This window comes from Flavobacterium enshiense, from assembly GCF_022836875.1.
GTDB classification, from domain to species: Bacteria; Bacteroidota; Bacteroidia; order Flavobacteriales; family Flavobacteriaceae; genus Flavobacterium; species Flavobacterium enshiense_A.
The window spans coordinates 641571-659220 of sequence record NZ_CP090376.1; the positions used below are offsets into that span (position 1 = coordinate 641571).

The 17650-nt window shown below is 42.1% G+C and carries 8 protein-coding genes; 3 read left to right on the top strand and 5 right to left on the bottom strand.

What is annotated here, in order from left to right:
* Positions 1-42: 42 nt before the first annotated feature.
* Both LZF87_RS02925 and LZF87_RS02930 read right to left on the bottom strand, forming a co-directional pair.
* Positions 43-579, bottom strand: coding sequence for a 3-hydroxyanthranilate 3,4-dioxygenase (locus LZF87_RS02925; RefSeq protein WP_244341624.1), 537 nt, complete (start codon positions 577-579; stop codon positions 43-45).
* Positions 580-645: 66 nt separating this feature from the next.
* Positions 646-1746, bottom strand: a complete 1101-nt coding sequence (locus LZF87_RS02930) for an endonuclease/exonuclease/phosphatase family protein (protein ID WP_413614297.1) — start codon at positions 1744-1746, stop codon at positions 646-648.
* A 414-nt stretch (positions 1747-2160) separates the two neighbouring features.
* On the opposite strand from LZF87_RS02930, the gene LZF87_RS02935 reads away from it, so the two are divergent.
* From LZF87_RS02935 to LZF87_RS02945, 3 genes are read left to right on the top strand one after another with little or no spacing between them, the layout of a single operon-like run.
* Positions 2161-5031: a TonB-dependent receptor gene (locus LZF87_RS02935; protein WP_244341628.1), complete on the top strand. Its 2871-nt coding sequence runs from the start codon at positions 2161-2163 to the stop codon at positions 5029-5031.
* Between the two features lie 10 nt (positions 5032-5041).
* Positions 5042-6403 (top strand): DUF5689 domain-containing protein, encoded by a 1362-nt coding sequence (locus tag LZF87_RS02940; RefSeq protein WP_244341630.1) that lies wholly within the window; start codon positions 5042-5044, stop codon positions 6401-6403.
* Positions 6404-6415: 12 nt separating this feature from the next.
* Complete coding sequence (locus LZF87_RS02945; RefSeq protein ID WP_244341632.1) at positions 6416-6880, top strand: lipocalin family protein; 465 nt, start codon at positions 6416-6418, stop codon at positions 6878-6880.
* Positions 6881-7128: 248 nt separating this feature from the next.
* On the opposite strand, the gene LZF87_RS02950 is transcribed toward LZF87_RS02945, so the two are convergent.
* The 3 genes from LZF87_RS02950 to LZF87_RS02960 all read right to left on the bottom strand — a co-directional run bounded on the left by LZF87_RS02950 (position 7129) and on the right by LZF87_RS02960 (position 17260).
* Complete coding sequence (locus tag LZF87_RS02950; RefSeq protein ID WP_244341634.1) at positions 7129-8997, bottom strand: OmpA family protein; 1869 nt, start codon at positions 8995-8997, stop codon at positions 7129-7131.
* Between the two features lie 20 nt (positions 8998-9017).
* On the bottom strand, positions 9018-9941 hold the full coding sequence (locus LZF87_RS02955) for a PorP/SprF family type IX secretion system membrane protein (protein WP_244341636.1): 924 nt from the start codon (positions 9939-9941) through the stop codon (positions 9018-9020).
* A gap of 68 nt (positions 9942-10009) precedes the next feature.
* Positions 10010-17260 (bottom strand): choice-of-anchor J domain-containing protein, encoded by a 7251-nt coding sequence (locus tag LZF87_RS02960; RefSeq protein ID WP_244341639.1) that lies wholly within the window; start codon positions 17258-17260, stop codon positions 10010-10012.
* Positions 17261-17650: the final 390 nt, after the last annotated feature.

Below are 17650 nucleotides of genomic sequence, written 5' to 3' on the forward strand. Positions count from 1 at the left end.
GCGTTAAAACTAACCCAAAGGAAATCAAAGGTTTAAAATGATCTACTTGGCCACAAATCGCGGATCTGCTTCCATCACGGTATCACATTCAGAACAGGTTCGCAGTACTTCCGAATTGTAAAAATGCTGAAAATGAGGCAGAAAATCTTTTTCGATATCTTTTAATTCGAAGTACACTTCGTACAACTTGTGATTGCAGTTATCACAATGCCACAGCAATCCGTCGGTGAATCCTTTTCCGGCTCTTTTGCGTTCGATGACCAATCCGATGGAACCCTCGCTGCGCACCGGCGAATGCGGTACACGTGCAGGATGAAGGTACATGTCTCCCGCTTTCAGTTCCATTTCCTTGCGCTGACCGTCTTCCTGAATCACCACTTTTATATTGCCTTCGAGCTGATAAAACAATTCTTCGGTCTCGTTATAATGATAATCTTTTCGGGCATTGGGACCTGCCACAATCATCACGATATAATCTTCGGAATCCACGTAAACATTTTTATTGCCCACCGGTGGTTTCAGCAAATGTCGGTTGTCTTCAATCCACTGATTAAGATTGAATGGTTTTAAAATCGCCATAATTTCAGTTTTTAGCCTTGCTAATTTACAAAATAAAAAAGGCCGACTTCAGTCGACCTCATTATTTTATTTCCCTTCGCGTATCAAATAAATGTAAACCGGGAAGTGGTCACTGAAACCTACTTCGGTCAACGTATGTCGCAATGGATATCCTTTATACTGACCTGTAGTTGTAATCAGGAACGGTTTATTGTAAATACCTGCCTTCCAATATCTCCAAGAACTGTAATCATTTTTAATGAGCGGTTCGGTTATCATGATAATATCGAAGATATCCCAAGCATCACGGTAACCGATAGTCCCCATTCCCTGGTTGGCCATGCTTTCAAACGGATTGTAAACACCCAAAGGTTTCACATCGGTCTTCTTCCCCTTTGCTCCAATCACTTCCTTAACGCTCTTGTTGAAACTTCCGTCGTTCAAATCCCCAAGGATAATAACTTTAGCATCCGGCTTGATTCGCTGCAGTGAATCGGTGATCTTTTTGGTTAATGCCGCTGCGGCTTCACGGTAAGGAGCACTTTTCTTTTCTCCTCCCGAACGCGATGGCCAGTGGCACACAATAACATTGATTTCTTCGCCATCTAATAAACCGGTAACCAACAGTTGGTCACGGGTGTAGATTCTTTTTGATTTTACATCAACCTGTGAATTATCGTCCGTTTTCTCTTCCGTATCTTTTTTATCCTTTTTATCACCGTTTTTTTCATAAATCACCAAAGGGATGTTTTTATAACTAAGCGGCTGGAAATCTTTTTTCTTATAAAGCAAAGCCACATCGATTCCGCGTTTATCCGGTGAATCGAAATGCACAATGCCGTAATCTTTGTCGATCAATTTGGGTTGTTTTACCAAATCTTCCAAAACACCTCTGTTTTCAATCTCACTGCCTCCAATTAGTACCGGAGATTCTGTTTGAGATTCGCCCGTACCTAATTCAGACAACACCCGGCTTAAGTTTTCCAGCTTCTTTTTATACTTTTCGCCGGTCCAGTTCTGCACCCCGTTTGGCAGCCACTCTTCGTCAATATTTGGTCCGTTTATGGTATCAAACAAGTTTTCAAAATTGTAAAATGCCACTGTCTGAACATTATACTTCTTCTGCTGCGCCATAGCAGACTGCATCGAAATAAATAAAAGAAACAAAAAAACAACGCTATTTTTCATACATCTCATAACTGATTATCCTTTTCTAAAAACACTTTTCAAATCGAAGGAAAACTATCTGATCACCACACATATGTTGGGCAAAAGAATCAAATCCCATTTTCCATTTTTTATTATCGGGCGACAAATGTAACACAATATTATCAAAATAGATGTTTTTATAACATTAATAGATTTAAGTGAAAAAATAACACAACCAAAATTCAAAATTCAATACAATTATTTGATTTTCAAATTATTACCAATCTTTTTGTTTTTGTTATATTTTTTATAATAAAACTTTATGATTAAGTTAAGATCAAGTTTTTAGGAAATTTATAACAACCATATTGCAAGTTGTTATAAAACGTGTAAATTTGCGCCCCTTTGTTCGTTTTTTCACTAAAACACAAGGAATTAACTTTAATCTTATTTATGAAAAAACTTGTACTCTTTACTTTACTTGTGATGCAAGTCGCTTTTGCCTGGGCGCAACAAACCCCTGCCGTAAAAGGGAAGGTAATCGACTCAAAAACACAGAAAGCACTACAAAATGTTTTGGCGACTATTCAAAGCACGAACCAGTCGACGGTTACCAATGCCCTGGGAGAATTCATCTTCCCAACTGCGGCAGAGGGAAATCAGATCTTGCTGATTCGCAGCACTGGTTATTTACCGCAATCGTTTCCAATCGAAATCAAAAAAGGACAAACCCTTGATTTGGGCATTGTGGTTTTGGAAGAAGACGTTACCACAGAGCAACGCTTGGCCTTGGTTGTAATCACCGACAACGATTTGGGGGATGACAACAGCGGTTCTGAAAGTACTTCGGGATTGTTGCAGGCTTCACGCGATGCTTACCAACAGGCAGCAGCGTTCAACTGGGGTCAGGCCCGTTTCCAAATTCGTGGTTTAGACAACCAGTACGGAAACACCATGATTAATGGTATCGTAATGAACAAACTTTATGATGGCCGACCACAATGGAGCAACTGGGGCGGTCTAAATGATGCGATGCGAAATCAGGAATTCACCATGGGTTCAGCTCCCTCGGATTATACTTTCGGAGGTATATTAGGTTCGCAGCAAATCAGCACGAGAGCCTCTTACTACAGACCCGGAGCGCGAGTTTCGTTCTCAAGTACAAATACAAATTACAGCTGGAGAAGTATGGGAACCTACGCATCCGGAATGAACAGTAAAGGATGGGCCTTTGTGGTATCCGGTTCAAGAAGATGGGCGGAAGAAGGATATTTTGAAGGAACCGATTATGGCGCAGTGTCACTTTTCGCAAGTGTTGAAAAAAGATTCAACGACAGCCACAGTTTAAATTTCACATCTATTTACGCACAGAACAGCAGAGGAAAAAATTCTCCAAACACGGATGAAGTAACTGATATGGCAGGAATAAAATATAATTCCTACTGGGGCTGGCAAGACGGTAAAAAAAGAAATTCCAGAGATAAAGACGTACAGGAGCCCATCATGATGTTAAGTCATTATTGGAGAATGAACGAAAAAACAAGTTTAAACACCAACGTTGCTTATCAGACAGGAACCGTTGGCAACAGCAGAATCGACTTCCAGGGCGTTAACAACCCGGATCCTACTTATTACAGAAATCTGCCAAGTTACTATCTTTCCTTATATAACAATGACCCGGGTTATGTATTGGCAAACGATCCTTCGGCGTATGCACCGGGTGGTTTGGGAGGTATCCACACACCGGATTTAGTGAGCGCATCTGATCCGAATGTAGCCACTTTCCTGGATCCCAACCAAAGACAGGTTAATTGGGACGGAATGTATAATGCCAATTCAAAAACCGATGCCAAAAACAGCGTTTATGTTTTATACGAAGACCGTACAGACGATACACAATGGACAGCAAATACCATTTTAAATTCGCAGATAGCTGATAATATCACTTTAAACGCAGGAGGTACTTTCAGACATTTAAAATCCCACAACCACAAATATTTATTGGATTTATTGGGAGGACAATACTACAACGACATCAATACATTCGGTAATAATGAAAACCAGATAGAATCCGATTTGAATAATCCGGGAAGAACAGTTGGAGAAGGCGATTCATATGGCTATAACTATAATTTATACGCCACTGCCATCGATGCATTCACGCAATTCAAATTCACCTACCGAAAATTTGACTTCTACTTGTCGCAATCTTACGCAAGAAACGAATATCAGAGAGAAGGATTATACAGAAACGGCTACTATCCTTCAAACTCTTTTGGAGACAGCAAAAAAATCGCATTCGATAACTTTGGTTTTAAAGGTGGGTTGACCTATAAACTTTCCGGTAATCATTTATTTACCTTTAACGGTGTAAGAATGACAAAAGCGCCGACTTTAAGAAACACTTTCCCTAACGCACGTGTAAACAATAACATCGTACCGGGATTACGAAATGAAACCGTTTCAAGTGCTGATGCAAGTTACATTTTAAGAACACCGAAAGTAAAAGCTCGTTTAACCGCTTTCTATTCGAAAATAGAAAATGCTACAGAAACCTCTTTCTTCTTTGCCGATGGTGTAACTATAGACGATGGCAACCCTGATGCGGCCGATGAGACCAGTAACTTTGTTGCCGAAACTGTAACCGGAATCGACAAGAAGAATATTGGGGCTGAATTCGGAATCGAATACCAAGTAACTTCAACGATCAAAGCAACGGCTACTGCTTCTTACGGCGAATATACGTACGATAACAATCCAAATGTAGCCTTGACCGTGGATGCTCAAGGTTCAAGTTTTAACCTAGCTCCGGTTACCAACTACGGAGAGGCGAAAATTAAAAATTATTACCAGGCTGGTATGCCTCAAAAAGCCGCTTCCTTCGGATTGGAATACCGCGACCCTCATTTCTGGTGGATTGGTGCCAATGTGAACTATTTAGCGGACCGTTACCTTGATATCGCTCCGATTTTAAGAACCGATAACTTCTTCAAAAACCCGGAGAGCACCAACGGAAATCCATTCCCTGAAGCTACAGAGGAAAGAGCGCGCCAATTGTTAAAACAAGAGAAATTCGACGATTTAACACTGGTTAACCTAAGCGGTGGTAAGTCATGGAAAATAGGAAAACAAATGATTGGTTTCTTTGCCTCGTTAAACAACGTGTTCGACATCAAATACAAAACAGGTGGTTACGAACAGGCACGAAATGCATCGTACAGAGAATTAAACCAGGATGTTTCCAGCGGTACCCCTGCATTTGCGCCTAAATATTTTTACGGTTACGGAAGAACATACTTCGTTAACCTTTACATTAACTTCTAATCTTAAAAAAATGAAAACAAGAATTATACAATCAGCTCTTTTATTTACGTTCTTGGGAACGGCTTTAACCGGATGTGTAAATGGTGACGATTATAACACTCCTGACTTACAATGTATCGAAACTACTTTGGTGAAAACTAGAGAGGTTTCCGAAATCCCGGCATCGTCTCAGGTGGCTCAATATTCGGAAGACGACGTAATTGAGGCTTACGTAACTTCAAGTGATGAAGCTGGAAATTTCTTCAAATCGATTTCATTCCAGACGTTGGATGGAACAAAAGCATTCAGCGTTCCGACCGAACGAACTTCTTCGTTTATCGACTATCAACCGGGTAAAAAAGTGCTGATCAAAATGAAAGGCCTTTATACAGATAGTAAAGACGGTGGCATGCGCATTGGCGGTATTTATGTTTCCGACGGTGTGGCAGAAGTTGGTCGTCTTTCCATGTCTCAAACAAAAAATGCTTTGAAAGGTTCATGCACGTTGGTAAGCGAGGAACAATTGGTAAATCATGTAACCCTCGGGCAGTTAACTGCTAACACCGACAGCTACCTGAACAAACTAATCGAAGTAGATGACGTTCAGTTTTCCGATGTGGCAGTTGGCAAACATTATTATGAAAAAACAAATGAAACGGGCAGCGGAACAAACCATTACATTACCGACAAAACGGGAACGCCGATGGTTTTCAGAACAAGTTCGTATGCACGATTTGCACATAAGTTGGTAGCAACCGGCAGCGGAAAAATAAGAGGCGTACTAACCCGTTATGGGGATACTTATCAGTTTATGGCTCGCTATGAGAGAGACATCATGTTAAACAACCCTCGTTTTGGCACGGTTCCTCCTTTCTTTTCAGAAGATTTTGAAACAGCTACAAACAACACTAATCTAAACATTCCGGGTTGGGTTAACTTCGCTCAGTCAGGCAACGATTTGTGGAAAGAAAAAACATTTACTTCGAACGGAGTAACTAACGGATGTGCTGAGTTCAGCGCTTTGAATTCAGGAGATGCAACCAATATCGTTTGGTTGGTAAGTCCGGCTATCAATCTGGGAACCTATACAAATAAAATCCTCAAATTCGAGGCTGCCCAGCACCATTTGGATGTAGACTCTCCGAACAATACTTTAGAAGTTTTGGTTTCAACAGATTTTAACGGAACAAATGTTTTGGCAGCGACTTGGACATCAGTCCCTTTCAACAAACCAACAAAAGCAACAGCACGGTATGAATTCCTTACTTCTGCCGTTGATTTATCATCTTACAGTGGCAACATTTATGTAGCATTCAAATTCAAAGGATCGGGAACTGACTTAACTTTAGATGGGGCATTCCAAGTTGATAATGTAAAAATGTACGGTTTTTAAAAGCTAAGAAACATGAAAAACATATTTAAAATTTCACTTGCATTAGCTTTTATGGCATTAACTGCATCCTGTGAAGAGGACGATGATACAAACTTCGTTCAGCCAAATTATCTGGCAGGGAAATGGGTTCCTGTTGAAAAAGGAACTTTAAACGAGGAAAACATCTTGGATTACCTGCCTTACGAAAATGATGCCCAATGTGATTCAGACAATGTCGTCTTTAATGAAAATTTTACTTTTAGCAATACTGATTTCCAATATAGCGGAAGCTTCTGCGAAAGTAATATCACTGAAGGTGATTACCGAAAAGAAGGAAGAACATTGATTCTAACAACAATGAAAGAAATCAACGGAGTGCCTACTGAAGTGGAAACGATGCAAAATATAGTGTCTTTAACCTATGACACTATGGAAATTTCGTATACTGATGAAAACACAAATGCTGTAACATTCGTAAAGTTTCTTAAGTCAGAATAATAAAATTGAAACTCTCAAAAAAGCACCTTTCTTTAGGTGCTTTTTTATTTTACTGTTACTACTGCGATTGGTGCGAAGACTCAAAGACAGGACCAGAAACATCAATTATCCACTAACAAACTATTTATTGCTTAAATCAAAGAAAAACTAACAAAAAGCGACAAACATCTTCATACATTAAACACGATTATCTATAACAAAAAAAGCGCCCTCATTGGGGCGCTTTTTCAATCATTTTACAAGATTGGTTATTTCTTCACGATCATGAACTCAGAACGTCTGTTTTTAGCATGTTCCTCGTCTGTACATTGGTCGCATTGTACCTTCAGTTCGCTCTCACCGTATCCTTTGCCCGAGATGCGGTCTTTAGCGATTCCTTTCGAAACCACGTACTGCACCGTAGATTTGGCACGACGATCGGATAAGTCCATGTTGAACTTGTCCGTTCCGCGGTTGTCCGTGTGCGATTTAACCATAATCACCATGTTCGGGCTGTTTTTCATCACCTGAACCAATTTGTCTAACTCAAATGCACCTTGTTTGGTGATGTTGCTCTTGTTGTATTCGAAGAAGATATCGTTTAAGATAACCTCTGTATCAGTAATAATTACATCGATCGGATCCAATTCCGCCACAATCGGCATTTCACCGCCTTTGGATTTGGCCACCGCGATGGTTTTGCTCACAAAGCCGTCTTTCGATACCTGTAACGTGTATGCTTTATCACACTCCGTTCCGTATTGTACCAAGCCGTCAGCTCCTGTGGTTTTGTGTTCGATCATATTGTTTCTCTCGTCTAAGATAGCTACAGTAGCTCCCGATAGTATAGCGCCCGTTTTAGCATTCTTAACCGTAGTGTTCAGTTGTACGTTACACAGCGGAACCGCCATGTATATATCATCCTGTCCTCCTCGGTTACTGGAGTAGAATCCTATATTCTGATCTCTGTCGAAGGTAAAGGCAAAATCGTCTCTCTCCGAGTTGATCGGTTTTCCAACGTTTTTAGCCTCTGTGCCTTTCTCAAGGTCGATCACAAATACGTCCAATCCACCAAATCCTTGTCTTGAGTCGGATGAGAAGTACAATTTGTTGTCATCGCTAATGAACGGGAAGTTCTCTCTTCCTTCAGTGTTCACCTTAGCACCAAGGTTTTCCGGCGTACCGTAAGTGTTATCGCCCGTGATGGAAACTTTCCAGATGTCTGCCCCACCCATGGTGCCTGGCATGTCTGATGAGAAGTACAATGTTTTTCCGTCTTTGGACAAACTCGGGTTTCCTACCTGGTAGTCTTTGTTGTTAAATGGAAGCGCCTGTACGTTGCCCCATTTACCGTCTGCTTTGGTAGCTCTGAACAAACCTACCTTGCCATACTTGATTCTCTTTTCCTTGCTCTTGTCGAAGATTTTATCGCGGAAGGTTTCGCTGGCAAAGTACATCGTGTTCCCGTCTTCGCTGATAGCTGCAGGTCCGTCATGCCATTTACTGTTCATGCCTTCTACTTCGGTTGGTTTGCTGAAAGTACCGTCTTCGTTTCTGGTGGCTTTGTATAGATCCAGATAAGGCTCGTCATTCCAGCCGTAGCTTTTCTTGGATGTGTTTCTGGCCGAAGCGAAATACAGGGTGTTGTCGTTGGCAAGCACCGCTCCGAAATCCGATTTCTCGCTGTTGATGTCCATGTTTTTGGAATCGAACATCTTCTGCTGGTCGGTAAGTCTCGGGATGTAGTTAGGCTCCTTTTTGAAAGCCATTGCTCTTTGGTCGCTTGGCGCCATAGAGGCAAACTTCTCCATCTGTTTGTTCGATGCTTCATACTGGCCGTTGGCTTTCAGCATTTGTGCATAACGGTAATACACCTCGGCATCCTGTTTCTCTTCCGTAGCCTTAGCATACCACTTAGCTGCTTCAACAGTATTGAAGACATTGTAGTAGCTGTCGGCCAACTGGCGGTAAACGTAGTTGTCTGCCTTGTTGTTGCTGACCAATTTCAAATATTCTTCGGCTGCATCGATATACTCGTAACGATTATACAGTTTGTCTGCTGCCTGCGTGTGTTTGTTTTGTGCTGATAAGGTTAAACCAGCGAATACAAAACTCAGAGTGATATATGTTTTCTTCATGTTTTAAAATCGTGGTTAAATTAGAAAAATCGTGGTGAGCTCGATGCCTTCTTAGAGAAGTTCAGGTCATACAACAACATAAACTCGTGAGAAGATTTGGTCTTAGCATCCAAATCCGATACGATATGGTCATATGCATAACCGATACGCATGTTCGGTGTAACCATAAAGTTCACCATCGCCCCGAATGAATCTTCCAAACGGTAGGTTACTCCAAGCTCAAGCTTATTGTACAACATCGTATTTAAGGAAGCATCTACTGATACCGGCGCATCGAAAGCCGATTTTACCATCGCAAACGGTTTTAACTTCACGTTCTCGCTGATATCGAAAACGTAACCTCCCGTCACAAAGTAGTGCGAAGTCTCAGATCCGAACTCCCTGCCGTCAAAGTCAAGGTGTTTCGATTTCAGCATGTTCGGAACCGAAGCTCCGATGTAGTACTTATCTGTGTAGAAAAACAATCCCGCTCCAATGTTGAAAAACGTATTGCTTGTATTCTCAGCAAACGCAGGGTCATTATCATCAGGTACGTGGCCGTTTCCGATATCATCGTACAACCCAACCTTATGCATCGTAGCTCCCGTTTTCATACCGAAGGCTAATTTGTGTACCTCGCCTAAGTTAAGCGTATAGGAGAAATCCCCGTAAAAATTGGTCTCCTCAACAGGACCGATCTTATCGTTGATTACAGACAAACCCAAACCAACGTTCTTACCAATAGGACTGTGACCGAAAAATGTTCCCGTAGTTGGAGCGTCCTCAATGTCTACCCATTGTTTTCTGTATAATAATCCCATCGATAGCGCATCTTTCGATCCCGCATAGGCTGGGTTCACAACACTCAGATTGTACATGTACTGAGTATAATGAGGATCCTGCTGGGCTTGAACTTCTAATAAGCCCGCTAAGGCTACTAAAACGGTCAAATAAATTTTCTTCATGTTATTTTCTTTACCTTTTAGAAAACACTGCCCCCGGTGAAGGGAGCAGTGACTCCTGTTCTTTTCTTTTATTGCTCTCTGTTGATATAGATCCAACCGGTTTTCGTTACGTCAGTTCCCAAATTAATCACATAATAATAGGTTCCGTCCGGTAACTCCTGACCTGCGTCAGACTGACCATGCCATTGCTTGGTATAACCAGCTCCGTGACTGTAAACTGTCACACCATAACGGTTAAAGATAGACAATTTGTTAACACCATAATCTGTCAAATCAAGTTCATCGTTGCTACCGTCGTTATTTGGAGAAATACCGCGTGGAATATCGCAATCAGATTTAACTTCAATTTGCAGTGTTTTCGAAGTCGCACACTGACCAGCATCAGGCGTAAAGGTGTATATAGTTGTAGCCATGTTATTCAACGGCGGTGACCATGTTCCTGTAATACCGTTAAGTGAAGTTTTTGGCAATGCCGTTAAAGCTTCTCCCGGACAGATAGCTGTCACATCAGCAAAAGTTGGTGCAACCTTCTCAATAACATCGACAGTCAAGGTACCTTCCGCAGCACATTGTCCTGCATCCGGTGTAAAGAGATATGTCGTTGTATTTGTATAGTCCAAAGCAGCAGGCGTCCAAACTCCTGTAAAACCTTCAACTGAAGTTGCAGGAAGTACCGCAGAAGTATCACCCATACAAATTGGATCCATTGCCGCAAACGTAGCTGTCGCTAACTGATTAACTGTAATAGTCAACTTCGTTACAACAGCACATTGTCCAGCATCCGGTGTAAATGTATACTCAGTTGTCTGTGTATTGTCTAACGCCGGATCCCATGTTCCAGTTACTCCATCATCTGAAGTCGTTGGCAATGCTGCTAACGCTTCACCTCTACAAATAGGCGCTACTGGAGCAAATGTTGGCGTTGTATTCGGTGTTACCGTAATAGTCATTTTAGTTGGAACAGCACACGGACCATTCGGATCCGGTGTAAAGGTATACTCAGTCGTCGTTGTATTATCCAAATCCGGAGACCAAGTTCCATTGATACCATTTTCTGATTGCGTTGGTAATGCCGCTAACACTTCTCCTGCACAAATAGCTGCTGGCTGAGCAAATGTTGGCGTAGTGTTCGGATCAACTGTAATAGTCATTGTCGTTGGAACCGCACACTGACCTGCGTTTGGTGTAAAGGTATACATAGCCGTAGCCGTGTTATCAAATGCAGGAGACCATACTCCAACAATACCGTTATTAGAGGTCGTTGGTAGTAAATCAGTCGCCGTTGTTGAAGCACAAACCGGAGCTGGCTGAGTAAACTCAGGTAATCTGTTTCCGTTATCCGTATAAACAATATCTACCGAACTTGTACAATATAATGTTGTCCAGTTGTATCTGTAAGTACCCGAAACAGTGAATCCGCTAATTGTAGTAGCATTATCATCTGGGTTTGCAATAGTTGTTGCAGCCGGGTTGCTAGGGTCAGCAGACCAAGTTCCTGCTCCTGCAGCTACCACATTCGTCACATTGGTACTCAAACAATCTAAACTTAAAGGAGACGCCGAAACAATACTGTTATCTGCTGTAAATGTAATGTTATCCAAGAAATTTCCTTGCGTTATATCATAACCAGCCGGCTCAGGATTAGGACGAACCGCCTCAAAAATAAATCGGGTAACCGTCTGACCTGCAGGAACCGTATAGGTACGTGGAATCTGATTATACGTCCATTTCGACGTATCTGAAGTTCTCCTGTCAATCTCCACATATGGCCCCCCAGGAGGACCTGCCATAACTTTAACCACGTCAGGAGGCATGTTAGCTCGTCTGGCCCTGTGTGCATATTGATAACTGAACACGGTAGTTACCGGCGTTGGGAAATCCTGATACACTCCCGAAACCAGAGTAGCATTTAATTCGATAAACTTATCGCCATCATGAGCTAGAACACCAGAAGCGCTAGACCAAAGTTCCATATGGTTATCCGCAGCGGTTGTTCTCCAACCCAAAAACATATGGTCATATAAATCCGCCCATCTTGGAGAACTACCCGTGGTAAACAACACACCCTCCTCAAAACTTGGGTTAACCGTATTGATCTTACAGCTTAGACTGGTTCCGCTGGCAGGCGCCACCGGTGTTTTAACACAAACTTTGAAATTCACGTTGGTAACGGTAGTAACCGTATTGATTGATGCTCTAACAAAATAAGTATTACCAATCTGTAATCCTGTAACCGTAGATGAGTTGTTATAGTTACAAGCTATCTGAGTCAAACTACCACAGTCTCCAGAATAAACGGTCATCATGATCGGTAGAGTCATGTTTGCATTAAAATCTCTAAAATCAACAGTATGTGAAGCATTAGTAGCCGTAAACTTGAACCAGATATCACCTGAGTTGTTGGCCCCACAAGTTGTGCCACCCACAGTTGAAACAGTAGCCCCATTAAACATTGCGGCTTTTACCTGAGTACACTGATCATTAGCATTAACAGGAACTGTCATAGCTCCATCACATTCATCGTTTTCAATGAAAGTCATAAACGCTTTTGGTGCAGACCATCCGCTAACATCTGTACCAGCTATACAAACCGCTCTTACATAAAAATCATAATTTGTAGCTGGCTGTAAACCAGTAATGGTATAAGGCGGCGGAGTCGTAACCGATGTACCTGCAGTAGCTGCAGTTGGTGCCGGAGAACCAGCAGGTAAAGCAATAACTTCCCATGCTGTTTCAGTACATCCAACTGACCAAGTCACGTTTGTAGTGGTTTGGCCCGGTGTCCCAACAACTGATAAATTGAAAGGTTTAGGACAAGTAGGAAGTTCTACTTTAAAGTTATCAACAGCCGCTGGTGGATTTGTTCCCGCTGATGCATTATTTCTCCATTCAAAAATCACACGCATATTACGTCCTGCATAAGCCGTTGCGTTAAACGTATAGGTGTTAGTTACGAAACTTGCTCCAAGACTTAACTGGTTCGCTAATTGTGCTCCTCCACTTGCAGCTACACTGACTGCAGTACCTGCCACTGGAAGGTATGTTGAAGGCACTAGCCAAACATTTAAATAATCTTGAGCCGCTTGTCCCACAGAACGCCAATCGAACGAAATTTTAATTTCCTGAGCACAAGTTGCCGGTACAGCAATATCTCTGTAAGCATGAACTGTTGATGTAGTTGTATTCGTATACGCATTGGTAGTTCCGTTATCATTACTTACATATAGTGCTCTGGTACCACCGTTATTAGCAGCAATCCCTTCAAACCATTTGTTAGTCTGAGCTCCATTCACTGTTGCCCAGCCTGAAGTTCCCTCAAAACCTTCTGTATAAGGTATTGTTGCTGCAACTTGTGAAGTAATAAATGTTTTTGGTCCGGTCCATGTACTTACATCAGTACTAGGGGTACAAACCGCTCTAACGTAGTATTCATAATTAGTATTTGCACTCAATCCTGTAATTGTAAACGGATTTACTCCTGCCTGAAGTATAGTACTAGATCCCGTTGGCTGACCTGTTCCTGCCGGTTGAACCACAACTTCCCATTGTGTCTCAGCAGCTCCTGCAGTCCATTGTACTGTTGCTGTAGAATCAGTTACGCTTACTACTGTCGGAGCAGTAGGCGCCGGACAAGTAATAACGGTAACATTAACATTGTCTATAGCTGCCGGTGGTTGTGTTCCGCCAAAAGTGTCGTTTCTCCATTCAAAAACAAGTCTGAATGTCTGACCTGCATAAGCACCAACATTGAAAACTAAATTTCTACGAGACCATGCAGCTCCTTGATTAATGTTCCCACTAAGATTGATCCTCTCGTTAGCTACAGGTGTTATTTGTGTACCCGCTGTAGGAACATATGTTGTAGGCACTGCCCATACTCTGAAGTAGTCAATAGCACCCTCACCTTGTGCTCTCCAATCGAAGGCTACATTAACCTGGTTAGTTCCAGCCGGAATTTGAATGTCTTTATATGCCTGAACTGTAGAACCCGCCGTTAAAGTATACGCATTAGAAGTCCCGTTATCATTAGTGATGTATAATGATTTTGAACCAGCGTAATAAACTGCAGAGCCCACAACCCATTTGTTTGTCTGAGTTCCGTTAACTATATTCCATCCAAATGTTCCCTCAAAATCTTCTGTGTAAGGCATTGTTACAGGATATTGCGTCGTAGAAAATGCAAATGGTCCTGTCCAAGTACTTACATCTGTACCAGGAGTACAAACCGCTCTAACAAAATATTCATAATTGGTAGCCGGAAGTAAATCCGTTGAAACAGTAAACGGATTTGTTCCTGCAGGAATAATAGTACTTGATGCTGTTGGCTGACCGGCACCTACCGGTTGAACAACAATTTCCCATTGTGTCTCAGCAGCACCTGCAGCCCATTGGAACGTTGCAGATGTTTGTGTTACAGCTGTTACTGTCTGAGCAGTAGGAGCCGGACATGTAATAACTGTCACATCAATATTATCAATAGCTGCCGGTGGATTTGCACCTCCCGTACCATCGTTTCTCCATTCAAAAACAAGCCTAACTGTTTGTCCTGCAAACGTTCCAGTATTTACAACTATATTTCTTCTTGCGAATGCTGTTGCTGAACCTAAGTTCATATTTCCGCTAAGATTAATTCCTCCAGAGGCAGCTGTTATTTGTGTTCCTGCGGTCGGCACAAATGTTGCCGGTACAAGCCACACTCTGAAATAATCATATTGCGTCGCTCCTATTGACTCGCCCACAGCACGCCAATCAAAGGCTACATTTACCTGGCTCGCAGTGGCAGGAATTTGAATATCCCTATATGCTTGGACTATCGAAAGAGCCGTTGGAGTTCCGTTAAAACGATAAAAGTTTGTCACTCCATTATCATTGGAGATATACATCGAACGTGTACCACCATTATTAGCCGCTGTACCAGCACGCCATTGGTTAACCTGCGTTCCGTTAACTAAATCCCATTCAAAGGTACCTTCAAAAGTATCTGAGTACGGTAATGTTCCAGGAAGCTGAGGCGTTCTGAAAGTAACCGGCCCAATCCAAACACTTGGTCCGCTAGCACCGCAATTTGCCAATACATATACATCGTAATTAGTAGAACCATTTAATAATGTATAATTATAAGGTGGAGTTGTGGTTACATTTACCCCTAGCGTTGGAAGTGTTGGTGCCGGTGAGCCTGCAGGCTGAACCAAAACCTGCCATGATGATTCTGTACCACCCGGAGTCCACGAAATTGTCGCAGAGGTAGGCCCGATATTTGAAACTGCTAAAGCCATTGGCTCCGGACATGCAGGGATATCTTCAACGATTACGTTATCGATGTAGATTCTAGAACCGTTTGTACCTGGTGCCACATACCAACCGATGTTAACGTTTCCGGTTACACCAGTCATGTTCACCGTTTTATCGATATAAGTTGTATTGTTATATGTTGCCGGTGCTACAAGCACATTTGTCAAATCCGCAGGCGATGTTCCGTTTGTAGAATATCTAACCTCAAAAGTACATACAGAAGCAGCTGATTCAACACGGTATCTGTATTTCAAACGCTGATTACCATTCAATGTAATTTGCGGTGAAATCAACCAGTCATTGTTAGATACTGAACCTGAAAGGATACTTGCCACTTCATTTCCTTCAGCCGGGTTAGCTGTATAATTCATGTTCCATGAATTCGTATCCCCGTCTACATTCAACACAGTCCAACACGCTTGTGTTGTAGAAGCACTGTTAAATCCTTCCGTAAAAGGAACAGAATATGCAGCACACAAGGTTCTGAAAACGAAAGGCCCTGCCCATACGCTGTATGTTCCGCCTCCACAATCTACTCTTACGTAGAATTCGTAGCTCGTATTTGGTATTAGAGGTGTTACAGAGCCAACCGTAGCCGAAGTTGTTGATGAAGGAGTTCCTGCCCCGGTAGGCAATCCGCCTCCTTGAGCTTGGAATACATATTCCCAAGCCGTAGCCCCACTCGGGTTACCCCAAGTTAGCGTTGCTCCTGTTTGAGAAATTCCCGATGCACCTAAATTATTAGGCGGCGGACATCCAACTTGCTGAATGTTTAAAGTATAAGGAATCGTTTGTGGCGTTCCTGATGTCGAAATTACTATATAATAAGTAGTTCCTGCTGTAACAGCAAAAAATGGAATATTTCTAGGCGTCCCAACTGCATTGGCAACTCCTGCCAAACATATTGAACCTACATTGGCACAGCTTCCATAAACAAAAAGACCTGAAGCATTTCCTGTAGGTGTCATAGTGATATCCACCACCCCTGTGAAAGAAGGTGTGAATGCATAGAATACATCATTACCGTTTAGATAGTTCGCTGTAATACCACAAGAAGCTCCCGGGCTACCATCAACAACATCACCATACAAATTGGTATGACTTGTGTGCGTGAACGGAAGTGCTGTAGTTATCGCGATAGGCGCTGCACAAGTTTGACCGTATGGAATTGTCTTGAAAGCAAACGGGCCAACCCAGTTACTGGTAGCCCCTGTACTACAAACAGATCTCACATAGTACTTATAATTCGTTGCCGGAGTAAGTCCGGTCCAAACAACCGGGTTGGTAACTCCAACACCCTGTATTGGAGTTGGTATCCCAGTTGGAGTATCGGTACTAAGCATCATTTCAATATCCCACGACGTAGCCGGGCCTGGACTTGTCCAGCCTAATTGTGCTGTAGTTGGGGTAATTTGTGTAGCTGTTAATGTTGAAGGATCTGTACATTGCTGAAGAACATTTACATCATCAAGTATCCAGCGGTCTCCATAGGCTGGATTTGGTGGGCCAGCTGCTGTTTGAGTATGCAATTTTACAAAGGCAATGTAAACGCTTTGTCCTGCATAAGCAGTTAATGACTGCACAGCTTCACCATATACATTGTATGTGCCTCCCGCCAGTGCTTCTAAATCTAGCTCAGTCCATTGCTTGAATGTGGTAAAACTTGATCGATCGGTTTGCGATGTTGTTGAAATTCGCAATTGGTAAAGCGTACCAGAATCGCCTTGCGCTGTTGTCTTCGTCCAAAAACGAAGCTGCGCATTAGTTGGCACAGTAAACTGAGGCGTGACTAACCAATCCTCAGAGGTGTTATTCACACCTAAATCTTCCCTATCAACCATAGCGTGCTGTGCACCACTATGCGGAAGGCCGAAAACGTTTGTTCCCACCCAGCTTTTGGTGAGACCAACTCCGTTATCCGTAACGTGCCATGCCGCGGGAATTCCCGTATCAAAACTTTCCGGGAACTGTGCATATCCCAAGAAAGAAAGTAACGACATGAAAATTACAAGAGTAATTTTTTTCATAATTAATATTTGGTTTTGAAATAGTTGAATTCCCAAATTTATATTAATTTTTATGGGATAATATCCCGATAAAACCCGTTTCACAAAAATTAAAATATTGTTTATTTTTTTTTATTATCAGTATTTTTACATTAAAAAATAACAAAAATCATCAGTTTTTATGTGTAAAATGTTAAAATAACACAATTTCATAACTGCGGCTAAACCAAAGATTTCCCACCTCCCAATACAGAAAGCGTTTTTTTAATTTTTGAAGCGAAAGGCTTGGTTTTTTTTACATCCTGATAGCTATCGGGACATGTTCCTGCTGTCCGCTATCTCGTCCCAAAAGACGATCCGCTCATCCCAATGGTTATCGGGACAGGGCTGGAGAGGAAGTCATTTTTTTAT

Excerpts from the sequence above, each read along its gene's own strand:
- LZF87_RS02940 (WP_244341630.1), top strand. The coding sequence starts at position 5,042 with ATGAAAACAAGAATTATACAATCAGCTCTTTTATTTACGTTCTTGGGA.
- LZF87_RS02960 (WP_244341639.1), bottom strand. The coding sequence starts at position 17,260 with ATGAAAAAAATTACTCTTGTAATTTTCATGTCGTTACTTTCTTTCTTG.
- LZF87_RS02935 (WP_244341628.1), top strand. The coding sequence starts at position 2,161 with ATGAAAAAACTTGTACTCTTTACTTTACTTGTGATGCAAGTCGCTTTT.
- LZF87_RS02955 (WP_244341636.1), bottom strand. The coding sequence starts at position 9,941 with ATGAAGAAAATTTATTTGACCGTTTTAGTAGCCTTAGCGGGCTTATTA.
- LZF87_RS02945 (WP_244341632.1), top strand. The coding sequence starts at position 6,416 with ATGAAAAACATATTTAAAATTTCACTTGCATTAGCTTTTATGGCATTA.
- LZF87_RS02950 (WP_244341634.1), bottom strand. The coding sequence starts at position 8,997 with ATGAAGAAAACATATATCACTCTGAGTTTTGTATTCGCTGGTTTAACC.
- LZF87_RS02925 (WP_244341624.1), bottom strand. The coding sequence starts at position 579 with ATGGCGATTTTAAAACCATTCAATCTTAATCAGTGGATTGAAGACAAC.
- LZF87_RS02930 (WP_413614297.1), bottom strand. The coding sequence starts at position 1,746 with ATGAAAAATAGCGTTGTTTTTTTGTTTCTTTTATTTATTTCGATGCAG.